The following is a 16,952-nucleotide window of genomic DNA, read 5'->3' as shown; positions in this document are numbered from 1 at the left end:
CACCGAAGCCCGCAGTCGGCCCCTCTCCCCTGAGGGGAGAGGGTAGTGCAGCTAGGACCGTCAGGTCCGTAGCGGAACTAGGGTGAGGGGTTCAGCTTCTCAGCGGGCGCTCGCTGCACCGCTTCACCCCTCAACCGGCGCTGCGCGCCACCTCCCGGCGAGGGCTACGCCCTCGTCCGGTTCCCCTGAGGGGAGAAGGGACAGATGGCCACCATCGCCGCGCGCCCCCAAAACAAAAAGGGGCACCCCTGAGGATGCCCCTTCGCTTCGATTATGCGACCGCCCCTACTTCAACATCCCCGTCTGCACCGAGCCCTGCAGCTGGCGCTGGAAGATGATGTAGGTGACGAGCACCGGCAGCACCGTGATCACCACGGCGGCGAACAGCGCGCCGAAGTTCACTGCATAGCCCGCCTGCGAGGCGAATGACGCCATGCCCTGGCTCAGCACGTAATTGGCGGTGTTGGTGTTGAGCGCGATCGGCAGCAGGAACTGGTTCCACAACCCGAGGAAGTTGAAGATCGCCACCGAGGCGATGCCGGGCTTCGCCATCGGCAGCATGATGGTGAAGAAGATGCGCCACGGGCCGGCGCCGTCGATCATCGCCGCCTCGGCGATCTCCTGCGGCAGGGTGCGGAAGAAGGCGTAGAGGAAGAACACCGTGAACGGCAGCGCGAACGCCACATAGGTGATGATCAGGCCGGGGAAGGTATTGAGCAACCCGAAGCCGCGCAGCGTCTGGAACAGCGGCACCACGGCGAGGAAGATCGGGAAGGTCAGCCCGGCCAGCATCAGGTAGTAAATGATCTTGCTGCCGCGGAACTCGTAGCGCGCCAGGTAATAGGCGCACATCGAGCCGAGCAGCATGACGATGGCCAGCGCAAAGCCGACAACGATCACCGTGTTGAAGAAATAGGTGCCGATCGACGCCGAGGTCCACGCCGACACGTAGTTGTCGAAGTTGAAGCTGGTGGGCAGCGTGAAGGGCGAGGCGAAGATCTGCTGCGTCGTCTTGAACGAGCTCATCAGCACCCAGAGCAAGGGCGCGCAGATGATCACCACCCAGGCGATGAGCGCGATGTGCGAAATCGTGGCGACGGTCTTGTCGGTCCAGATGGTCTTTCTCGCCACCGGATGTTCGAACTGCGCCACCGGCTTGGTCGGTGTTGCGACCGCGGCCGCGCGAATGGCGGGCGCCGCGACGATGGCAGCCGGCTTCGACTTGGGCGGACGACCGGTCCACCAGAACACGAAGAACACCAGCGCGGCAAAGATCAGCGTGATGATCGCCAGCGTTGCGCCCATCGAGGTCGCATAGCCGAACTTGCCCTTCTTGAAGGCGGTATTCAGCAGGTGCTGCGAAATCACCACGGTGGAGTTGGCCGGGCCGCCCGACGGGTTCAACGCCTGCATATAGACGAAGGCGTCGAGCGCCAGGATGCCGAGATAGACGTAAGCGGTGCGGATATTGTCGCGGATCATCGGCACGGTGATCGAGATCGCCGTGCGGAAGCGGCCGGCGCCATCGACGCGCGCCGCCTCATAGACCTCGGCCGGGATGCCTTTGATCGCGGCGATGAACAGCACCATGTAGAAGCCGACCATCGACCAGGCGATGACGAAGATCGAGGCGCCCATGGCGGTGCGCTCGTCGCCGAGCCAGGCGAAGGACTTGAAGAAATCGAACCCCAGGGCGGTCAGGATACCGTTCAGCAACCCGCTCGAGGGGTCGTACATCTGCGCCCACAGGATGCCGATGACGATCGCCGGCACCGTGTAGGGGAAGAACGAGATGACCCGGTAGATGCCGGAATGCTTGAGCCCCTGGATCTCACCGCGGGTCACCCCGCCAATGGTCACCAGCGTCGCCAGCGTCACCGACAGGATGATCACCAGCGGCGGCAGCACCACCACCAGGACGATGGAGTTGTAGACCGCCTTGGTGAAGACCGGATCAGTCAACAGGGTGACATAATTGGCCAGGCCAACGAAGTTCATCTTCTTCGAAAAGCCTGACCAATCGGTCATTGAGTAATAGAAGGCTTGCACGAATGGCGAGATCACGAAGATCACGTAGATCGCCAGGGGGAGCCCCAAAAACACCAGCGCGAAGCTGGAGCCCTCGAGGCTTGGTAGTTTCCACCGACGGGTTGTCGTGGCCGGTGCCCTCGCCATCGTGCTGTCCATTACTTCACTTCGACTTTCGTGACGGAGGCGTCGTTGTAAACGGCGCTGGTGATCGCCTCGAGAGCGGCAGTGAAGGCGGCTACGTCAAGCTTGCCATCGAGGAAGCTGTTCCAGACGACGAGTTCGTCCTGGTTCGTGCCGTAGAGGTCGAACGAGTTCCAGGTGAAGACGTCGTTGCCGGCGTCGGCCAGCAGCTTGCTCTGGGAGACCAGAGCGGTCGAACCGAAACCGTCGGCCGGCACGGTGTCCTTGACGATGGTCGGGGCGAGCTTCGTCTTGGCGAAGTTCGTCGCGGCTTCCTTCGAGAGCATCGTGCGGAGCAGTTCCTTGCCACCGGCAAGGTTCAGCGCGCCCGCCGGGATGATGAACGGTTCGCCCGCCGTGGCGTGCAGAGCCGTCTTCGGCAGCTTGTCGTTGGCGTCGATCGACAGTTCCGGCATGCCGGTCATCTTGAAGTCCGCCTTGGTGGCCGGCTTCATTTCGTTCTCGATCCACGAGCCCGACGGATAGAGCAGGAACGACTGGTCGTTCGACCACTGCGCCTGAGCAGCGGTGAACTGGGTGCCCGCGCCACCCGGCTTCATCATGCCGCCCGAGATGATCTCGTGCAGCGCGGTGAAGACGGCCTGGAACGCCGGATGCGACCAGAAGCCCGGGGTGAAGTTGTCGACGGCCAGACGCACTTCGTCGCCGCCCGCCTTGATCGCCGAAGCGACCGCAGTGGTGCGGTAATAGGTCGCCGCTTCCTTGCCCCAACCGAACAGGTAAAGGCCCTTTTCCTTGGCAACCTTGCCGAGCTCAATGGCTTCGGCCCAGGTGGTCGGCGGGGTCCAGCCATTGGCCTCGAACAGCGAGGCCGAGTACCAGATACCGTAGACGGTCATCACGTAGTTCAGCGCGATGAACTTGTCGCCGAAGGTGCCCGGCTTCTCGACGCCACCCACCAGGGTGTCGCGGATCTTGGTGCCTTCGAGGCTCGGCGCGTCGAGCACCGAGTTCATGTCTTCGAGCTGGTCGATGATGGCCGCAAAGCCGATGGCCTGCGCACCCGAGTTGTCGATCAGATCCGGCGGGTTGCCGCCGAGGAAACGCGGCTGCAGTTCCTGGGCGATCTGGGTCGACGGCGACACCTTGACGGTGACGGTCGGGTGGTTCTTCTGCACGAGGTTGGCGGCGAACTCGACATAGTCGATGCCGTAACCGCCGTTGAAGATGACGGCGTCAACGGTCGAACCGTCGGCGACACCAAACGGATTGGCCGCGTCCTGCGCGAAAGCGCTGGTCGAGCCGAGCAGGCCGCCAAACGGCGCGACTGCCACGAGGGCCGTCGTGCCGCGCAGGAATGCGCGGCGGTCAATGGTCTTTTTGAACATTTAGTTCCTTCCCTTCTCCAAGTATTTAGTCGTTAGGCCCCACGCCAAACGCCTCCGTAGTCCCTCAGGACTCCCCACGGATGCGCGTGCCGTAAAGATCTTCGAGAGCGCGATTGTGTTCGTCGCCCCCGGGGATATTTGCCGAGATGTAGAGCGGCGGCGTCTTGCCGCGCTTGAGCAGCGCTTCAGCGACGCCGATGGTGATGCGCTGAGCAATGAATGCTGCGGTGAGCGAGGAGACTGCGCCTACGCCCATGCCACCCTCCAGTTGCAGCGTACTGTCGCCGAAGGGCGCCAGGTTGTCGATGGCGATATCTGCCACTTCCATCAAACGCTTGCCGCTCGGATGCTTGGGCGTGACTTTGCTGGTGTGGTCGAAGCTGGTCACCGCCACCACCTTGTGGCCGCGCGCCTTGGCGGCGAGCGCCAGCCCGACGATCGAGCCGTTGACGCCCGAGTTCGAGGCGATGATGAACACGTCGTTCTTGTCGAGCTCGTAGAGCGACAGGAGGTTTTCCGCGACGTTCGGGTCGCGCTCCAGCGCGGCGCCGCCAAGGATCGACAGGTCCTTGCCGCCGCGCAGCACCAAAGCGCGCAGCGGGATGCGGTTGGCGGCGATCAGCCCACCGGCGCGGCCGGCGATTTCCATGGCGAAGGCTTCCGAGTGACCGGTGCCGAAGGCCTGCACCACGCCGCCGGCCGCGACGGCGTCGGCCACCAGCGCGATGGTGTCGTCGATCGCCTGGTTCGGGCCCGCGAGCTTGGCGAGGCGGGTCGAAACTTCGGTATGAAACTGCGTAGTCAGGTCGGTCATAATCACATGGGTTCCGTTAGGTCTGGGCCGTCGCGCGGCGCGCGGCAGTGTTAGGCAAGCCACCCCGCATCGGGCGGCGGCGTGGCGCTACCGCGGCGCCGGAGGCGGCGAGGAAGCGCGTCGTGCGGTCGAAATTCGATTGCGCAATCAACAGGTAAAGCAAATCCACCACGAACAGCTGGCAGTGCCGGGCCGACAGGTCCGCCGGCTGCAGGTAGCCATCGGGCGAGGCGGCGATCAGCACGTCATGGGCGAGGCGAGCCAGCGGCGAATCCGGGTTGCCGGTGATCGCCACGGTATGGGCGCCCGACGCCTTGGCGACGGTCAGCATCTGGATGGTTTCGTCGGTGCGGCCGGTATTGGAGATGCCGATGGCAACGCACCGGTCATCGAGTATGGCGGCGCTGGTCAGCCCGTTATGCACCTCGGCCCAGGTATGGACATTGACGCCGATGCGGTAGAGCCGCGCCTCGGTCTCGAGCGCCGTGAGCGCGCTGCCGCCGACGCCATAGACGTCGAGCTGCCGAGCCTTGACGATCGCCTGCGCCACCCGGATCGCGGTGGGCATATCGAGCAGCCCCGCCGTGGTCTGGAGGCTCAGCACATGGGTGTTGAGCAGCGCGTTGCGGATCTCGTCCGGCGAGTCATCGGGCCCGAACGAGCGGCCGATTTCGCCGATCCACGCCGCCTTGGCGCCGCCGCGGCCGACATCCTCGGCAATCCCGACGCGCAGCTGCGAATAGCCGCCATAGCCGATCATCCGGCAGAAGCGGGTCACGCTGGCGGCCGAGGTCCCCGCCCGCTCGGCGAGATCGGTGATCGAGAGGTTCAGCGGCGCCTTGGGATCGTCAATGAGGACCGCTGCGATTTTCGCCATCGTAGCCGGCATCTGGGACTGGTAAGTCCTGATCCGGTCCAGAACGCTGAACGTCTTTGCGATGGCGGTCATCTATGTTAGGAGCCCATGCCCTGAAAATCACTCTCAAGAAGGCCGCTGTGCGGATGAAAACAATTCTTATCCAGCAATTTTCACGAAGGCAAGCGGGTCGATAACGCGATGAACAAGGCGTTGCTCGCCATCGATGTGGGCGGTTCCACATCGCGTGCCACTCTGGTCGATCATGCCGGCCGCTGTCTCGGCCAGGGCCGCAATCGCGGCGGCAACCCGGCCTCGAACAGCCCGGAACAGGCGGCTTCCGCCATCATTTCGGCGGTCGAGGCCGCCGTCGCCGATGCCGGCGGCCAGCTCGATATCGAGCTGGCGCTGCTCGCGCTGGCCGGCCCCCGCGCCCATGTCGCGCAGGATCGGCTGGAAGCGGCCTTCCGTGAAAATGGCCTCACCGGGCCCCTGGTTTTCGCCGGCGACCTCGAGGCGATGCTCGCCTCGGTCACCGCGGCGCGCGATGGTTATTGCATCGTCGCCGGCACTGGCGCCGGTGCGGTGCGGGTCCGCAATGGCGCCATCGAAGCCGTGGTCGACGCCGCCGGCTACCTGCTCGGCGATCTCGGCTCGGGCTACTGGCTCGGCCACCACGCGGCGATCGCCGTCACCGCCGACCTAGAAGGCCGCGGCCCCAAAACCGTGCTGACCGCCGCGTTGCTCGGCGCCTTCGGCATCGCCTATTCCGACGAAAAAGCCTTCAGCGGCCGGCAGCTCTGCCTGCAGCAGTTTGTCGACGCGATCTACAAGCTCCGCCCGATTGAGCTCGCCCGCTTCGCCCCACTGGTCATCGCCAACCGCACCGATCCGGTGGCGGCGGCGCTCCTCGCGCAGTCCGAGGCCTACCTCCTCGCCGACTTCAAGATGATCTTCGATCCCGGCATGCCCGGTCCGGTAGCGCTCGGCGGCGGCATCGCTCCGCACCTGTTGACGCTGCCCGCCGCGGTCTCCGAAGTGATGCGCGCCGCCGGCCACACGCCGGATGTTCGCATCGCCGGCGACGGCTCGGTCGGCGCCGTGGTGCTGGCGCTGCGGGCCATTGGCGAGGCGGTGGACGACAGCACGGTCGCGACCGTCGCCGCATCGATGGCGGCAAGGAACGCGACGTCGGCGGTTTCGGCCTAGGAGTACCTAAGGACCCCTTGACTTCCTTGCGCGCACGGGCGTCGCAAAGTGCGTCCCCTCGCCCCTCTGGGGAGAGGGTCAGGGTGAGGGGGAGCCAAGCACACCGGCTGAACGAGTGCCCCCTCTACCTGTCCTGATTGTCGTGCGCTTGGCACCCCTCACCCCACGGATGAGGCCTCCGGCCCCATCCGCCGCCCTCTCCCCAGAGGGGCGAGGGGGCGGTGTGGCGCGACCAGTGACAACCCGCAGCCACCCGCTTGCCCAACCCCCTGTTGTCTGACAGCTTTGCCAAAAAGCCAGCGAAGTGCCTTGGGGGAGGTCCACCATCGTGACTGTCACCGTCTCAACCCGTCGCCGCGTCGGGCGCACTGCGCTGGAGCTGCCGGTGTTCGGTTTCGGCGCCGCGCATCTGGGCGAGCTCTACGCCAGGCTGGACGAAGCCGAGTCACAGGCGACCCTGGCCGCCGCCTGGGAGGCCGGGGTGCGCTTCTACGACACGGCGCCCTGGTATGGCCGCGGCCTCTCCGAGCATCGGCTCGGCGGCTTCCTCCGCACCCGGCCGCGTAACGAGTTCATCGTCAACACCAAGGTCGGCCGCATCCTCCACCGCCCCGATGACCCGGCAAACTTCAGCACCGCCCCCTGGGCCGGCGGCCTGCCGTTCGAGGTGGAGTTCAACTACACCCATGATGGGATGATGCGGGCCTACGAGCAGGTGCTGCAGCGGCTGGCGCTCAACACCGTGGATTCCCTGGTGATCCACGACCTCGACACCATGTTCCACACCCCCGAACTGGTGACGGTGTACCTGAAGCAACTGACCGACGGCGGCGGGCTCAAGGCCCTGCAGGAGCTGAAGGCCGCCGGCGATATCAAGGCGATCGGCGTCGGCAATAACGTCCCCGGCAATCTCGACGAGATGCTGAGTGCCATCGACGTCGATTTCGCCATCGTCGCCATGCCCTATACTCTGCTCGACCAGGGCGTGCTCGATACCTCGATGCAGCGCTGCCTCGATCGCGGCATCAGCGTCATCATCGGCGCCCCCTTCGCCTCCGGCATCCTCGTCACCGGCTCAGGCGCCGGCGCCATGTACGCCTATGGCAAGGCCCCGCCCGAAGTGCAGGCGAAAGTCCGCGGCATCGAGGCGGTGTGTGCGGCGCACAATGTCAGCATGCCGGTCGCAGCGCTGCAGTTCCCGTTAGCCCATCCGGCCGTGGTCTCGGTGATCCCCGGCGCGGCGAAGCCATCCGAGGTGCAAGCGAATGTCGCGGCGCTCGCGGTGAACATTCCCGCGGCGTTCTGGTCAGATCTGAAGGCGCAAGGCCTGCTAGCGGCAAACGCGCCGGTGCCCAGCCGCTAAAGCCCGCAGCCCAGTGACTAATCCAACTGCCTGATCCGCAGCGCCAGATACGGCCGGCTCGGCAGTTCCACCCCAAACGCCGCGTCCGCCTTGCCGCCGCGCACCACCTCGCCGTGCCGCGTCGGGTGCGGGATCAGTGCCGGGATGCGCTTGGCCGGCGTCACCGTCATCGCCCAGGTGTCGATCAGGTCGACCTCAAAATTCCCGTCTTCCTTCGGCAGCCCCGTGGTCCATTGATTGGGCTGGTGCTCGCCGAAATAGATGTAGCTGACCTTGCCGTCGCGGGCCCCGGAGATGCGGCTCCACGGCCAGGAGGCATTGTGGCCCATCGGCGTCAGCCCGTCCGTCGCGTCTTCCTCGACGATGGCGCGGAGGAACCCGATGCGCTTCCAGGCTTCGCCATGGAGTTTGCCGCCCTTGGCCCACCAGATCAGGTCGTCGGGGTCGGCATAGGTCTCGCCATGCCCGGCATAGCCGCCGCGCATCACCGTGGTCCAGAACCGGTGGGTGAGCTCCTCAGCCGTGATGTTGCCCCAGCTCGGCCAGATATTGCCCTCATATTCCGGCTCGTCGTTGACCACGGGCTTGCCATACTGCTCGCGCCATTCCGGGGTGCGCTTCACATCCCAGTTCTGGATGCAGACATGGCTGACCCAGGCCTTGCGATGGTCGAAATTCATCGACTGGTCGCCATTGTGGATCGACTTCAGGTGGCCGTAGGGGTCGTTCTCTTCGAGGATGTGGAAATAGCGGTCCCACTGCGCCACCGGCTTGGTGTCGAGCAGGAAATCGTACTCGTTGGCGAGCGCCCACCAGACGTTGGCATAGGCGCTGAGCCGGGCCGCGAGATAAGCGACGTAGCGGAAATCCTGTTCCGCCGACATGTTCGAGTAGCCCCAGCGGTCATAGGGGTGGAAGATGATCAGGTCCGCCTCGATCCCCATGTCGCGGAGTTTCCCGACCTGCTGCTCGAAATGCTGGAACGCTTTCGGGTTGGGCCGATCGAAATCGAGCTTGCCGTCGGCGCCCGGGAGATAGACGTCTTGCAGCGGCTCGTTGGTGTTGAACGGATAATCCTTGGGGAACACCCCCATGCGGATCTTGTTGAACCTGGCCTTGCCGAGCGTCTCGAGCGTCTCGGCCTGCATGGCGAGCGGCTGGTGCGTCCAGGCATAGCAGGTGGTGCCGAACGGCACGTAGGGCGTGCCGTCGGCATGAGCGAAGTGGAACTTGTTCTTCACGGCCACCGGCCCGTGCTGGCCGGGGCGCGCCGCGGTGACGGTGAAGCTGCCGATCTTGCCGTCGAGTTCGGTGGTCTTCGACCGCGTGCGGAACGTCCATTCGCCCTCATGGTCGGGCATGAAGCGCACGCGATAGGTGCCGTCCCCATCGTAGAAGCCCGGCACCCGCACTTCGCGCGAATGCTGCGCGAATACCGCGTCGAAGCTCACCTCGAGATAGGGGTTGCCGCTGGCCGGGCCGGCAAAGCTCGCTTCGAAAATATCGTACTTGGCGGTCATGGAGAGATCCTCAGTCGATGCGCTTGAACAGCAGCGCCAGATAGGGTTTCGGCTCGAAATGCAGCACGTCGCCACGCTTGACGCTCGGCGCGAGCGGCGTCTCGGTCATGTTCCAGGTGTCGATCAGCGTGGCGCTGTACTGCTCGTCGGGCGGCACCGCGACTGTCGCCTCGCTCGGCTGGTTCTCGCCCAGGTAGCTCAGGTAATAGCGGTGCGGCTGCCCGGCTGTCGGCCACCAGGCCATGGCCGGAGCCCAGCTCTCTTCGCCTGCTGGCGGCACGAACAGCTGCTGCAGCACCACATTGTCGAGCCCGCCTTGCATGGCGATGCGATAGGCGCCGGTGGATTTGATCGGATCGAGCCCTTCGTCAGGCCCCTCCTCCATGATGCGGCGAAGGAAGGCGATGCGCGCAACGCTCTCGCCGATCAGCTTGCCGCCCTTGGCCCACCAGATGGTGTTGGTGTCATTGTTGAAGGTTTCGCCATGGGTGACATAGCCGCCGTTCACCGCGCCATCCCAGAAGCGGCGCACCATCTTGTGGCCACTGATATTGCCCCAGAGCTCGGCGATGGTGCCCTCGTAGCAGCACTCGTCGATCGAGACGGGTTTGCCGTATTTCTCGCGCCACACCGCCGACATGTTGGCACTCGAGCGCTGGATCGAGGCGTGGGTGATACGCGGGTGGTTGTGGTCGTAGAACTTGAAGCAGTTATGCACCGATAACAGGTGCCCAAAGGGGTCGTTATCGGCGGTGATGTTGATGAAGCGATCCCAGTCCTGCGGGCTCTTTTGCGGCATCAGGTCGTATTCATTGGCCATCGACCACCACACATTGGGGAAGGCCGCGAGCCGCGCGGTAAGGTAGCGCAGGTACCGGTCATCCTCGGCCGGCGACATGTGCGAAAAGCCCCAGCGGTCGTAGGGGTGGAAGACGATCAGGTCGGCTTCGACCCCGATCTCCGCCAGCTGCTTGATGCGCTGCTCGAGATGCTGGAAATAGGCCGGCTCGAACTGGGTGAAATCGAACTTCCAGCCATACTTGTCGGCCCCGGCGAAGCTGCCGTCCCACTTGCTTTTGCCCGCAGTCACCAGCTTGAACGGATACCGCTCCGGCTCGTTCTCATTGTAGCGATAGTGCTTGGGGAACACGCACATGCGGATCTTGGTGAAGGGCGCCTTGGCGAGGCTCGCGAGCGTCTCCTCCTCCAGCACGTCGCCCTGCAGGTTCCACACATAGGCGGTGGTGCCGATATTGGTGTAGCGCGTGCCATCGGCGTAACGGAAATGGTGCCGGTTGGCGACGCGCACCGGACCGTGATGGTTGGGCAGAGCGGGGCCGACCTCGAACGTGCCGGTGACATTGTCGAGCACAGGCGCATTGCTGCGGGTTTCGTAGCTCCAGGTGCCCGCGGTGTCGGGCAGGAAGCGCAGTTTGTAGACGCCGTCACCGTCATAGAAGCCGTTGACCCGCACCTCGCGCTCGCCCTGGCGGAAGGTGGCGGTGAGCTGGATCTCGAGGAAGGGGTTGCCGGTGGAGGGGCCCGTCAGGCTCAGCTCCCAGGTGGCCCAAAGCGAGGCGGCGGTCGTGGTCATCTCTGAAATTCCCTTGGGTACAAAATGCTAGGGGCAGCAGCCAAAAAGGCCCCCTCACCCGGTCCTTCGGGCCGACCTCTCCCCCCAGGGAGAGGTGACGATGGGGGCGAGATGGTGCCTCCCTCCCACCTCTCCCTGGGGGGAGAGGTCGCCGCGCAGCGGCGGGTGAGGGGGCCTTTTGACCTCTACGAAGATCACGCCGCCACCTTCCGCGGTCGCCAGCGGCTCTTTGTCGTCGGGATCGAGCTCAAGAGCAGCTTGGTGTAGTCGTGCTGCGGATCGCCCATCACCTGGCGCGCCGGGCCGAACTCCACCACCACGCCCTTGTTCATCACCGCCACGTAGTCGGAGATGTAGTAGGCGGTGGCGAGGTCGTGGGTGATGTAGAGAAAGCTCCGGCCGGCTTCGTCGCGCAGCTGCTTGAACAGGTTGATGATGATCATCCGCCGCGACGCATCGATCATCGATACCGGCTCGTCCGCGACGATCAGCTTCGGCTGCGGGATCAGCGCCCGCGCCACCGAAATGCGCTGCAGCTCGCCGCCCGAGAACTGGTTGGTGTACTTGCCGCGCACCTCGCCGTATTTGAGCCCGACGCTGGTGAGCGCCGCCGCCACCGCCGCCTCCGCCTGGGCGCCATCCATGCCGCCGACCCGTCGCGCCGTTTCATGCAGGTACGCATCGACCGGCCGATAGCGGCTGAAGGCCTCGAACGGGTTCTGAAAGATCGGCTGCACCAACCCGAGAAACTGTTGCTTCGATAGCGTCGTGCCTTTGCCGGTCACCACCGTGTCGTAGACGATGGCCCGGCCCGAGCTCGGGGTTTCGAGCCGCAGCAGGGTCTTGGCCAGCGTGGTCTTGCCGCTGCCGGATTCCCCGACCACCGCGATCACCACCGGCTTGTCGCTCTCGACGTTGATGTTGACGTCGTTCAGCGCCCTGACCTGCCGCGAGCGCACCAGGCCGCCCTGCCGGTAGACCTTGTTCAGGGCTTCGGTCTTCAGGATCACGGTCATGCCGCTGCCCCCACAATCTGGCTGGGTCGCGCCATGAAATGCCCCGGCTTCACCTCGATCAGCTCCGGCTCCACCCGATAGGCCCGGTCACCCCCTGCCCCGGCCATGCTGGCCAGCACGCCGCGCATGCTGTCGTCGCCAATGGTGGGCAGCGAGTCGATCAGCATCTTGGTGTAGGGGTGCTGCGGGTCGGCGAAGACGCTTTCGGTATCGCCATACTCGACCACCCGGCCGGCATACATGATCAGCATCTTGTGGGTGACCTGGTAGTGGACGCCCATGTCGTGCGAGACGACGAGGATGGTGTTGCCCATCAGTTCCTGCACTTCCATCAGGAGCAGCAGGATTTCCTTCTGCACCACCACGTCGAGCGCCGTGGTCGGCTCGTCCGCGATGATCAGCTCGGGCTGGAAGAAGGTGGCGAGCGCGATCATCACGCGCTGCCGCATGCCGCCCGACAGCTGATGCGGGTAGGACTCCATCGCTTCAGCCGGCAGGCCGAGCTTGCCGATATAGGCCCGCGCCCGCTCCAGCACCCGCTTCTTGTTGCTGTCGGTGCCGGGGAAATCGGTGAACTGGTCGCGGATGCGGATCACCGGGTTCAGCGAGTTCATCGAGCTCTGTGGAATATAGGAGATCGATTTGAACCACTCCCGGCGGATGGTCTGGGTGTTCACCGGCAGCCCGTCAGCACCCTTCATGCCATATTCGATGCTGCCGCCACTGAGCGACATCGGCGATTGGATATCGCCATAGATCGCCTTCATCAGCGTGGACTTGCCGCAACCGGATTCTCCGGCAATGCCGACGATCGAACCGTCCGGAATGGTCAGCGTCACGCCGTTGACGGCTTCGATCACCCGGTTGCCGATGCGGTAGCTGATCTTCAGATCATTGAGCTTGATCATGCGACACCCCGCTTGTTGGCGAATGCGGCGTTGAAGCCGGTCGAGGTCAGGAACAACCCGAGAAAGAGCAGGATCGAGGCGACGATCGGCGCCACCAGCCAGGGGTAATTGCCGGTGAACAGCGCGTTGTAGTTGAGCGCCCAGAAGATGATCGAGCCGAGCGTCGGCACCTCGACCTTGCTGAGCCCGATCACCGCCAGCGTCGCCTCGGTGTTCACGGCAAAGAGGATGGTGTTGATGAACCCCACCACCATGTAGGCCGAGACGTAAGGGAAGATTTCCCGGACGAGGATGTTGAAGGTATTGGCGCCCGAAAACCGCGCCATGTTGATGAACTCACGCTCGCGCAGCGACAGCGCCATCGAGCGGATGGTGCGGGCGCCCCAGGCCCAGCCGAACACCACGATGATCAGGCCAACGGTGAGGAACGAGCTGTTGCCGCGGATCACTGCGCCCAGAATGATCAGGATCGGCAGCAGCGGGATGGTGATGAAGCTGTCGACCACCAGCATCACCACGCGCTCGTAATTGCCGCCGATATAGCCGGCGCTGAGCCCGACCGCTGTCGAGATGATGGTGACGCCGACGCCGACCAAGACGCCGAGGATCAGCGAGTTGCGGATGGCGAACACCAGGAACCAGAAAATGTCCTGCCCGATGGCATTGGTGCCGAGCAGGTGCTCCCAGGACATCGGCATGTTCTTCAAATACGTCGCCTGCAGCGACGGATCGGCGGGCGCAAAGAACGGCAACACGATACTGCCGACGATGAAGATGCTGACGAGACTCAGCCCAATGGCGAGCCGCGCGTTGAGCAGCCACAGCAAGCTGTCGCGGCGCTTGGCTGTCGGGGCGGCGGGAATGGCGGCGGCACCCGCCGCCGAGGGGCTCTCGGTCGTCATTTGTGGCGGATCCGCGGGTCGAGGAGGGGATAGATGAGGTCGATGACGAGGCCCGCCGTGGCGACGGCGATGATCGAGATGGCGATGGCGCCGTAAAGCACGTTGTAATCGCCGCCGCTCGCCGCGGTGCGCATGATCAGCCCGACGCCCGGATAGGAGAACAGCATCTCGGTGAGCAGCGCGCCGTTGAACACCGTGCCCAGCGACAGCGCCAGCGCCGTCACCTGCGGCAGCATGGCGTTGCGGAACACGTAGCGCACCATGCGGGTCCAGTTCGAGGCGCCCTTCAGCCGCGCATAGGTGACGTAAGGCTCCTCGGTGGTCGCCACCGCCAGCGCCTTCATACTGAGGATGTTCCAGCCGAACCCGGCGAGCACCAGCGTCAGCGCCGGCAGCAGCGAGTTGTAGATCACCATGCCGAATTTCTGCGGCGTCATCTGCCCGACCGGGAAGGTCGGCGACAGCGGGAAGATCGGGAAGATGTAGGCGAGCAGCAGGATCACGCTGACGGCGAGGATGTAATAGGGGATCGGGTAGAGCAGGATCCCGACCACTTCGAGGATGGTCGCCGCCTTCTTGGTGTGGAAGTACCCCGCCACCAGCCCGACCATGTTGCCGAGCAGCCAGGCGATGAAGGTCGAGATCAGCAGCAGCCCCAGCGTCCAGGGCAGCGCGTTGAAGATCATCTGGCTGACCGGCTGCGGGTAATAGGTGAAGCTCGGCCCGAAATCGAAGTGCAGCACCACCCGCTCGAGATAGCTCAGATACTGGCTGAACAGGTCGCCCTTCAGCCCGTAGAGCTGCTCGAGATTGGCGCGCAGCTGGATGATGTCATCGGCGGTGAGCGCGCCGCTGGCCCGTGCCTGGATCTGGCCGATATAGCCGTCGATCGGGTTGGCCGGCATCAGTCGCGGCAACAGGAAGGTGATCGTCAGCCCGATGAACAGGACCGCGAAATAGAGGCCAACACGCTTGGCCACGTATTGCAGGACACCCATTGGCCCACCTGCTCCGAGAACGAGAAAAGGGAATGGGGCGGCCGGGAGGAAAGCCGCCCCACCATCGACCAGCGGCTACTTGCCGGTCGGTTCGATGTTGACGATCGTCTTCTTGAACGACGACCACCAGGTGTAGGGCGCCGCGTAGAAGTTCGATTGCTTGGGATAGTTCTTCCAGTAGGTGTTGTTGGTCGGGATCGTCGTCGGGATGTTCATCAGGTTGATGAACTGCATGCCGCTGGTCAGCTTCTTGGCGATCTCGATGCCGTTGGCGACGAACGGCTCCGAGCCGATCTCGAGCACCTTGCTATCCTGCACCAGCTTGAAGATCGCCGGGTCGGTGACACGGATGAAGTTGCCCTGCAGCGGCTCGTTGGAGTCGACCGCCTTGACGAACGTGTCGCTGAACGAGTTCCAGCTGTTGAACCAGTTGGAGTTGTAGGTGCAGGTCATGTTCCAGTTGACCATCAGGTCGAGCTTGGCGTTGGTGTTCTGCACCGTGGTGAACTCGCCATTGTCGGCCTGGCGCGCGGTGACGTTGAACCCCGCCTTCTTCCAGCTGTCGGCGATCGAGAAGCCGGTGCGCTGCATCACCTTGTTCCAGTCGGCCGGGATGACGAAATCGAGCGTCCACGGCGAGCCGTCGGGCTTGGTGTAAAAGCCGTCCGCGCCCTTCTTGATGCCGACCGAGCCGAGCAGCTTTTCAGCTTCCGCCGGGTCGTACTTCCACCAGCCCTGGCCAAAGCCCTGCTTGACCGCCTCGCCGGTCGGCAGGTCCGCCTCGGGGGTGCCCTGCGCCTTGAGCGCCGCCACCATGCCGTCGCCGAAGCCGGCATCGAACGGCTTGTAGCCATCCGAGAGGGTCAGCCCGTTGAGGAACTCCAGCATCGGCTGGTAGTAGACCGGGTCGGTGATCGGCGTGTCGGCGAACGGCAGGGCCGCGGCCTTGAACTGCCCGCTGACGGCGCTGATGCCGACCTGCTGCAGGTTGGTCGTCAGGGCCAGCGCCCAGCGCACTTCGGGCAGGTCATAGGGTGACTTCTGCTGGTTGAAATAGACGCCGTAGGCACAGGCGTCATTCATGTCGTGGTACGGCAGCGTCGGCGAGAAGGTTTCGATCGCCGGGTTGCGCGCCTTGGCGGCGGCAATCGAATCCGGGCTCATGAAAGTGTCGACGTCATACTGGTTCTGGACGAACGCCAGGGTGCGCGTCTCTTCGGCGCCGAAATCCTTGTAGAGCACGTATTTCGGCTTCGGCGTGCCGAGGTTCCCCCAGCCCGAGCGCTGCCAATCGTCACGCAACTCCCACAGCTGCCAGAAGCCGTTGGGGTCGAACTCCTTGATCTTGTAGGGCCCGAGCGTCACCGCATTGGTGTTCTTGAAGGTGACGACATTGTCGCCCTGCCCTTCGAAGATGTGCTTGGGCACCGGCACGAACAGCGAGCCCCAGGTATAGACGCCGAGCACGGTCTGGAAATCATAGGCCGGGTTCGCAGTCTCGATATCCATGGTGTAGTTGTCGACCTTGGACCAGCTGCCCTCTTTCACGTAATTGGTGGTGCGGGCGACGAAGGTCAGCTTGTCCTTGTACTTGAAGGACGTATCGAGCGTGTAGATCAGGTCGTCGACGGTGAACTCCACCCCGTCGCTCCAGAACACGCCGGGGCGGATCTTGATGCGGAACTTGGTGTGCTCGGGGTTGAGCACTTCCACCGGGCCGGCAGCGAGCTCGGGGTAGGACTGGCCGGTCGCCGTATCCATCTCCCACAGAAAGCTCCAGCCCAGCTCGCGGAAGCCGCGCCAGATCGCATACTGGTTGAGCGGGTTCTGCACATCGGGGTTGGCCGATTTGCCGTCGAAGGTCTGCACGATCAGCGTCTCGTTGCGGGGCGTGCCCACATCGGTCATTTCCTGCGCGTAGCTGGCGCCTGCCAGCAACAGCCCCGCCAGCGGGGCCAGCACGTATCGGCCAAGCCGTACCATTGTCCGTGTCCTCCTCTTGTGCCCCGATCGCCGCCGGGTCTCGGCAGTCGCATCCGGGATTTTGAACCTCGCGGTGGTCGGCCATCGCACAGCCGTGCCCGTCAGCCGGCTGCAAGCCGCCTGGACATCAGTCGCCGTAATCGAAGGGCTCCTCACCTGCTCCCCTGCACCCAGGCGCAACCTGCACCTGAGGTACATCGCAAACAGACGAGTTCTGTCTGTTTCGCTT

13 protein-coding genes are annotated in these 16,952 nt (G+C 64.3%); 2 read left to right on the top strand and 11 right to left on the bottom strand.

Annotated features, from left to right (window positions below; translation table 11 throughout):
- Positions 1-285 precede the first annotated feature (285 nt).
- The 4 genes from ACSQ23_RS27755 to ACSQ23_RS27740 all read right to left on the bottom strand — a co-directional run bounded on the left by ACSQ23_RS27755 (position 286) and on the right by ACSQ23_RS27740 (position 5,323).
- Positions 286-2,175, bottom strand: coding sequence for an ABC transporter permease (locus ACSQ23_RS27755; protein WP_197421326.1), 1,890 nt, complete (start codon positions 2,173-2,175; stop codon positions 286-288).
- Positions 2,176-2,186: 11 nt separating this feature from the next.
- Positions 2,187-3,560: an N-acetylglucosamine/diacetylchitobiose ABC transporter substrate-binding protein gene (gene ngcE, locus ACSQ23_RS27750; protein WP_055883445.1), complete on the bottom strand. Its 1,374-nt coding sequence runs from the start codon at positions 3,558-3,560 to the stop codon at positions 2,187-2,189.
- 64 nt (positions 3,561-3,624) lie between these two features.
- Positions 3,625-4,374, bottom strand: a complete 750-nt coding sequence (locus ACSQ23_RS27745; RefSeq protein WP_055883447.1) for a sugar isomerase domain-containing protein — start codon at positions 4,372-4,374, stop codon at positions 3,625-3,627.
- A gap of 16 nt (positions 4,375-4,390) precedes the next feature.
- A complete protein-coding gene (locus ACSQ23_RS27740; protein WP_056004227.1) occupies positions 4,391-5,323 on the bottom strand; it encodes a MurR/RpiR family transcriptional regulator in 933 nt (310 codons plus the stop codon).
- A 108-nt stretch (positions 5,324-5,431) separates the two neighbouring features.
- On the opposite strand from ACSQ23_RS27740, the gene ACSQ23_RS27735 reads away from it, so the two are divergent.
- Both ACSQ23_RS27735 and ACSQ23_RS27730 read left to right on the top strand, forming a co-directional pair.
- Complete coding sequence (locus ACSQ23_RS27735; protein ID WP_436092626.1) at positions 5,432-6,439, top strand: N-acetylglucosamine kinase; 1,008 nt, start codon at positions 5,432-5,434, stop codon at positions 6,437-6,439.
- A gap of 328 nt (positions 6,440-6,767) precedes the next feature.
- Entirely contained in the window at positions 6,768-7,802 is a 1,035-nt protein-coding gene (locus ACSQ23_RS27730; protein ID WP_436092625.1) for an aldo/keto reductase, read from the top strand.
- Positions 7,803-7,819: 17 nt separating this feature from the next.
- Here the strand turns inward: ACSQ23_RS27730 and ACSQ23_RS27725 are convergent, their stop codons facing one another.
- From ACSQ23_RS27725 to ACSQ23_RS27695, 7 genes are all read right to left on the bottom strand, one after another.
- A complete protein-coding gene (locus tag ACSQ23_RS27725; RefSeq protein ID WP_436092624.1) occupies positions 7,820-9,322 on the bottom strand; it encodes a DUF5060 domain-containing protein in 1,503 nt (500 codons plus the stop codon).
- A gap of 10 nt (positions 9,323-9,332) precedes the next feature.
- Positions 9,333-10,916: a DUF5060 domain-containing protein gene (locus ACSQ23_RS27720; protein ID WP_436092623.1), complete on the bottom strand. Its 1,584-nt coding sequence runs from the start codon at positions 10,914-10,916 to the stop codon at positions 9,333-9,335.
- A 194-nt stretch (positions 10,917-11,110) separates the two neighbouring features.
- On the bottom strand, positions 11,111-11,932 hold the full coding sequence (locus ACSQ23_RS27715) for an ABC transporter ATP-binding protein (RefSeq protein ID WP_436092622.1): 822 nt from the start codon (positions 11,930-11,932) through the stop codon (positions 11,111-11,113).
- Positions 11,929-12,840: an ABC transporter ATP-binding protein gene (locus ACSQ23_RS27710; protein ID WP_436092621.1), complete on the bottom strand. Its 912-nt coding sequence runs from the start codon at positions 12,838-12,840 to the stop codon at positions 11,929-11,931. The genes ACSQ23_RS27715 and ACSQ23_RS27710 overlap by 4 nt, the downstream gene beginning before the upstream one ends.
- Positions 12,837-13,742 (bottom strand): ABC transporter permease, encoded by a 906-nt coding sequence (locus ACSQ23_RS27705; RefSeq protein WP_436092620.1) that lies wholly within the window; start codon positions 13,740-13,742, stop codon positions 12,837-12,839. Before ACSQ23_RS27705 ends, ACSQ23_RS27710 begins: the two co-directional genes overlap by 4 nt.
- A complete protein-coding gene (locus ACSQ23_RS27700) occupies positions 13,739-14,740 on the bottom strand; it encodes an ABC transporter permease (protein WP_055883475.1) in 1,002 nt (333 codons plus the stop codon). The genes ACSQ23_RS27705 and ACSQ23_RS27700 overlap by 4 nt, the downstream gene beginning before the upstream one ends.
- Positions 14,741-14,815: 75 nt before the next feature.
- Positions 14,816-16,723, bottom strand: a complete 1,908-nt coding sequence (locus tag ACSQ23_RS27695; RefSeq protein WP_436092619.1) for an ABC transporter substrate-binding protein — start codon at positions 16,721-16,723, stop codon at positions 14,816-14,818.
- Between the last annotated feature and the right edge of the window lie 229 nt (positions 16,724-16,952).

This window comes from Devosia sp. LjRoot16 (assembly GCF_964252795.1).
GTDB lineage: Bacteria > Pseudomonadota > Alphaproteobacteria > Rhizobiales > Devosiaceae > Devosia_A.
Note: the sequence above shows the minus strand (reverse complement) of the source record. Positions and strands in the feature narration are given on the sequence as shown.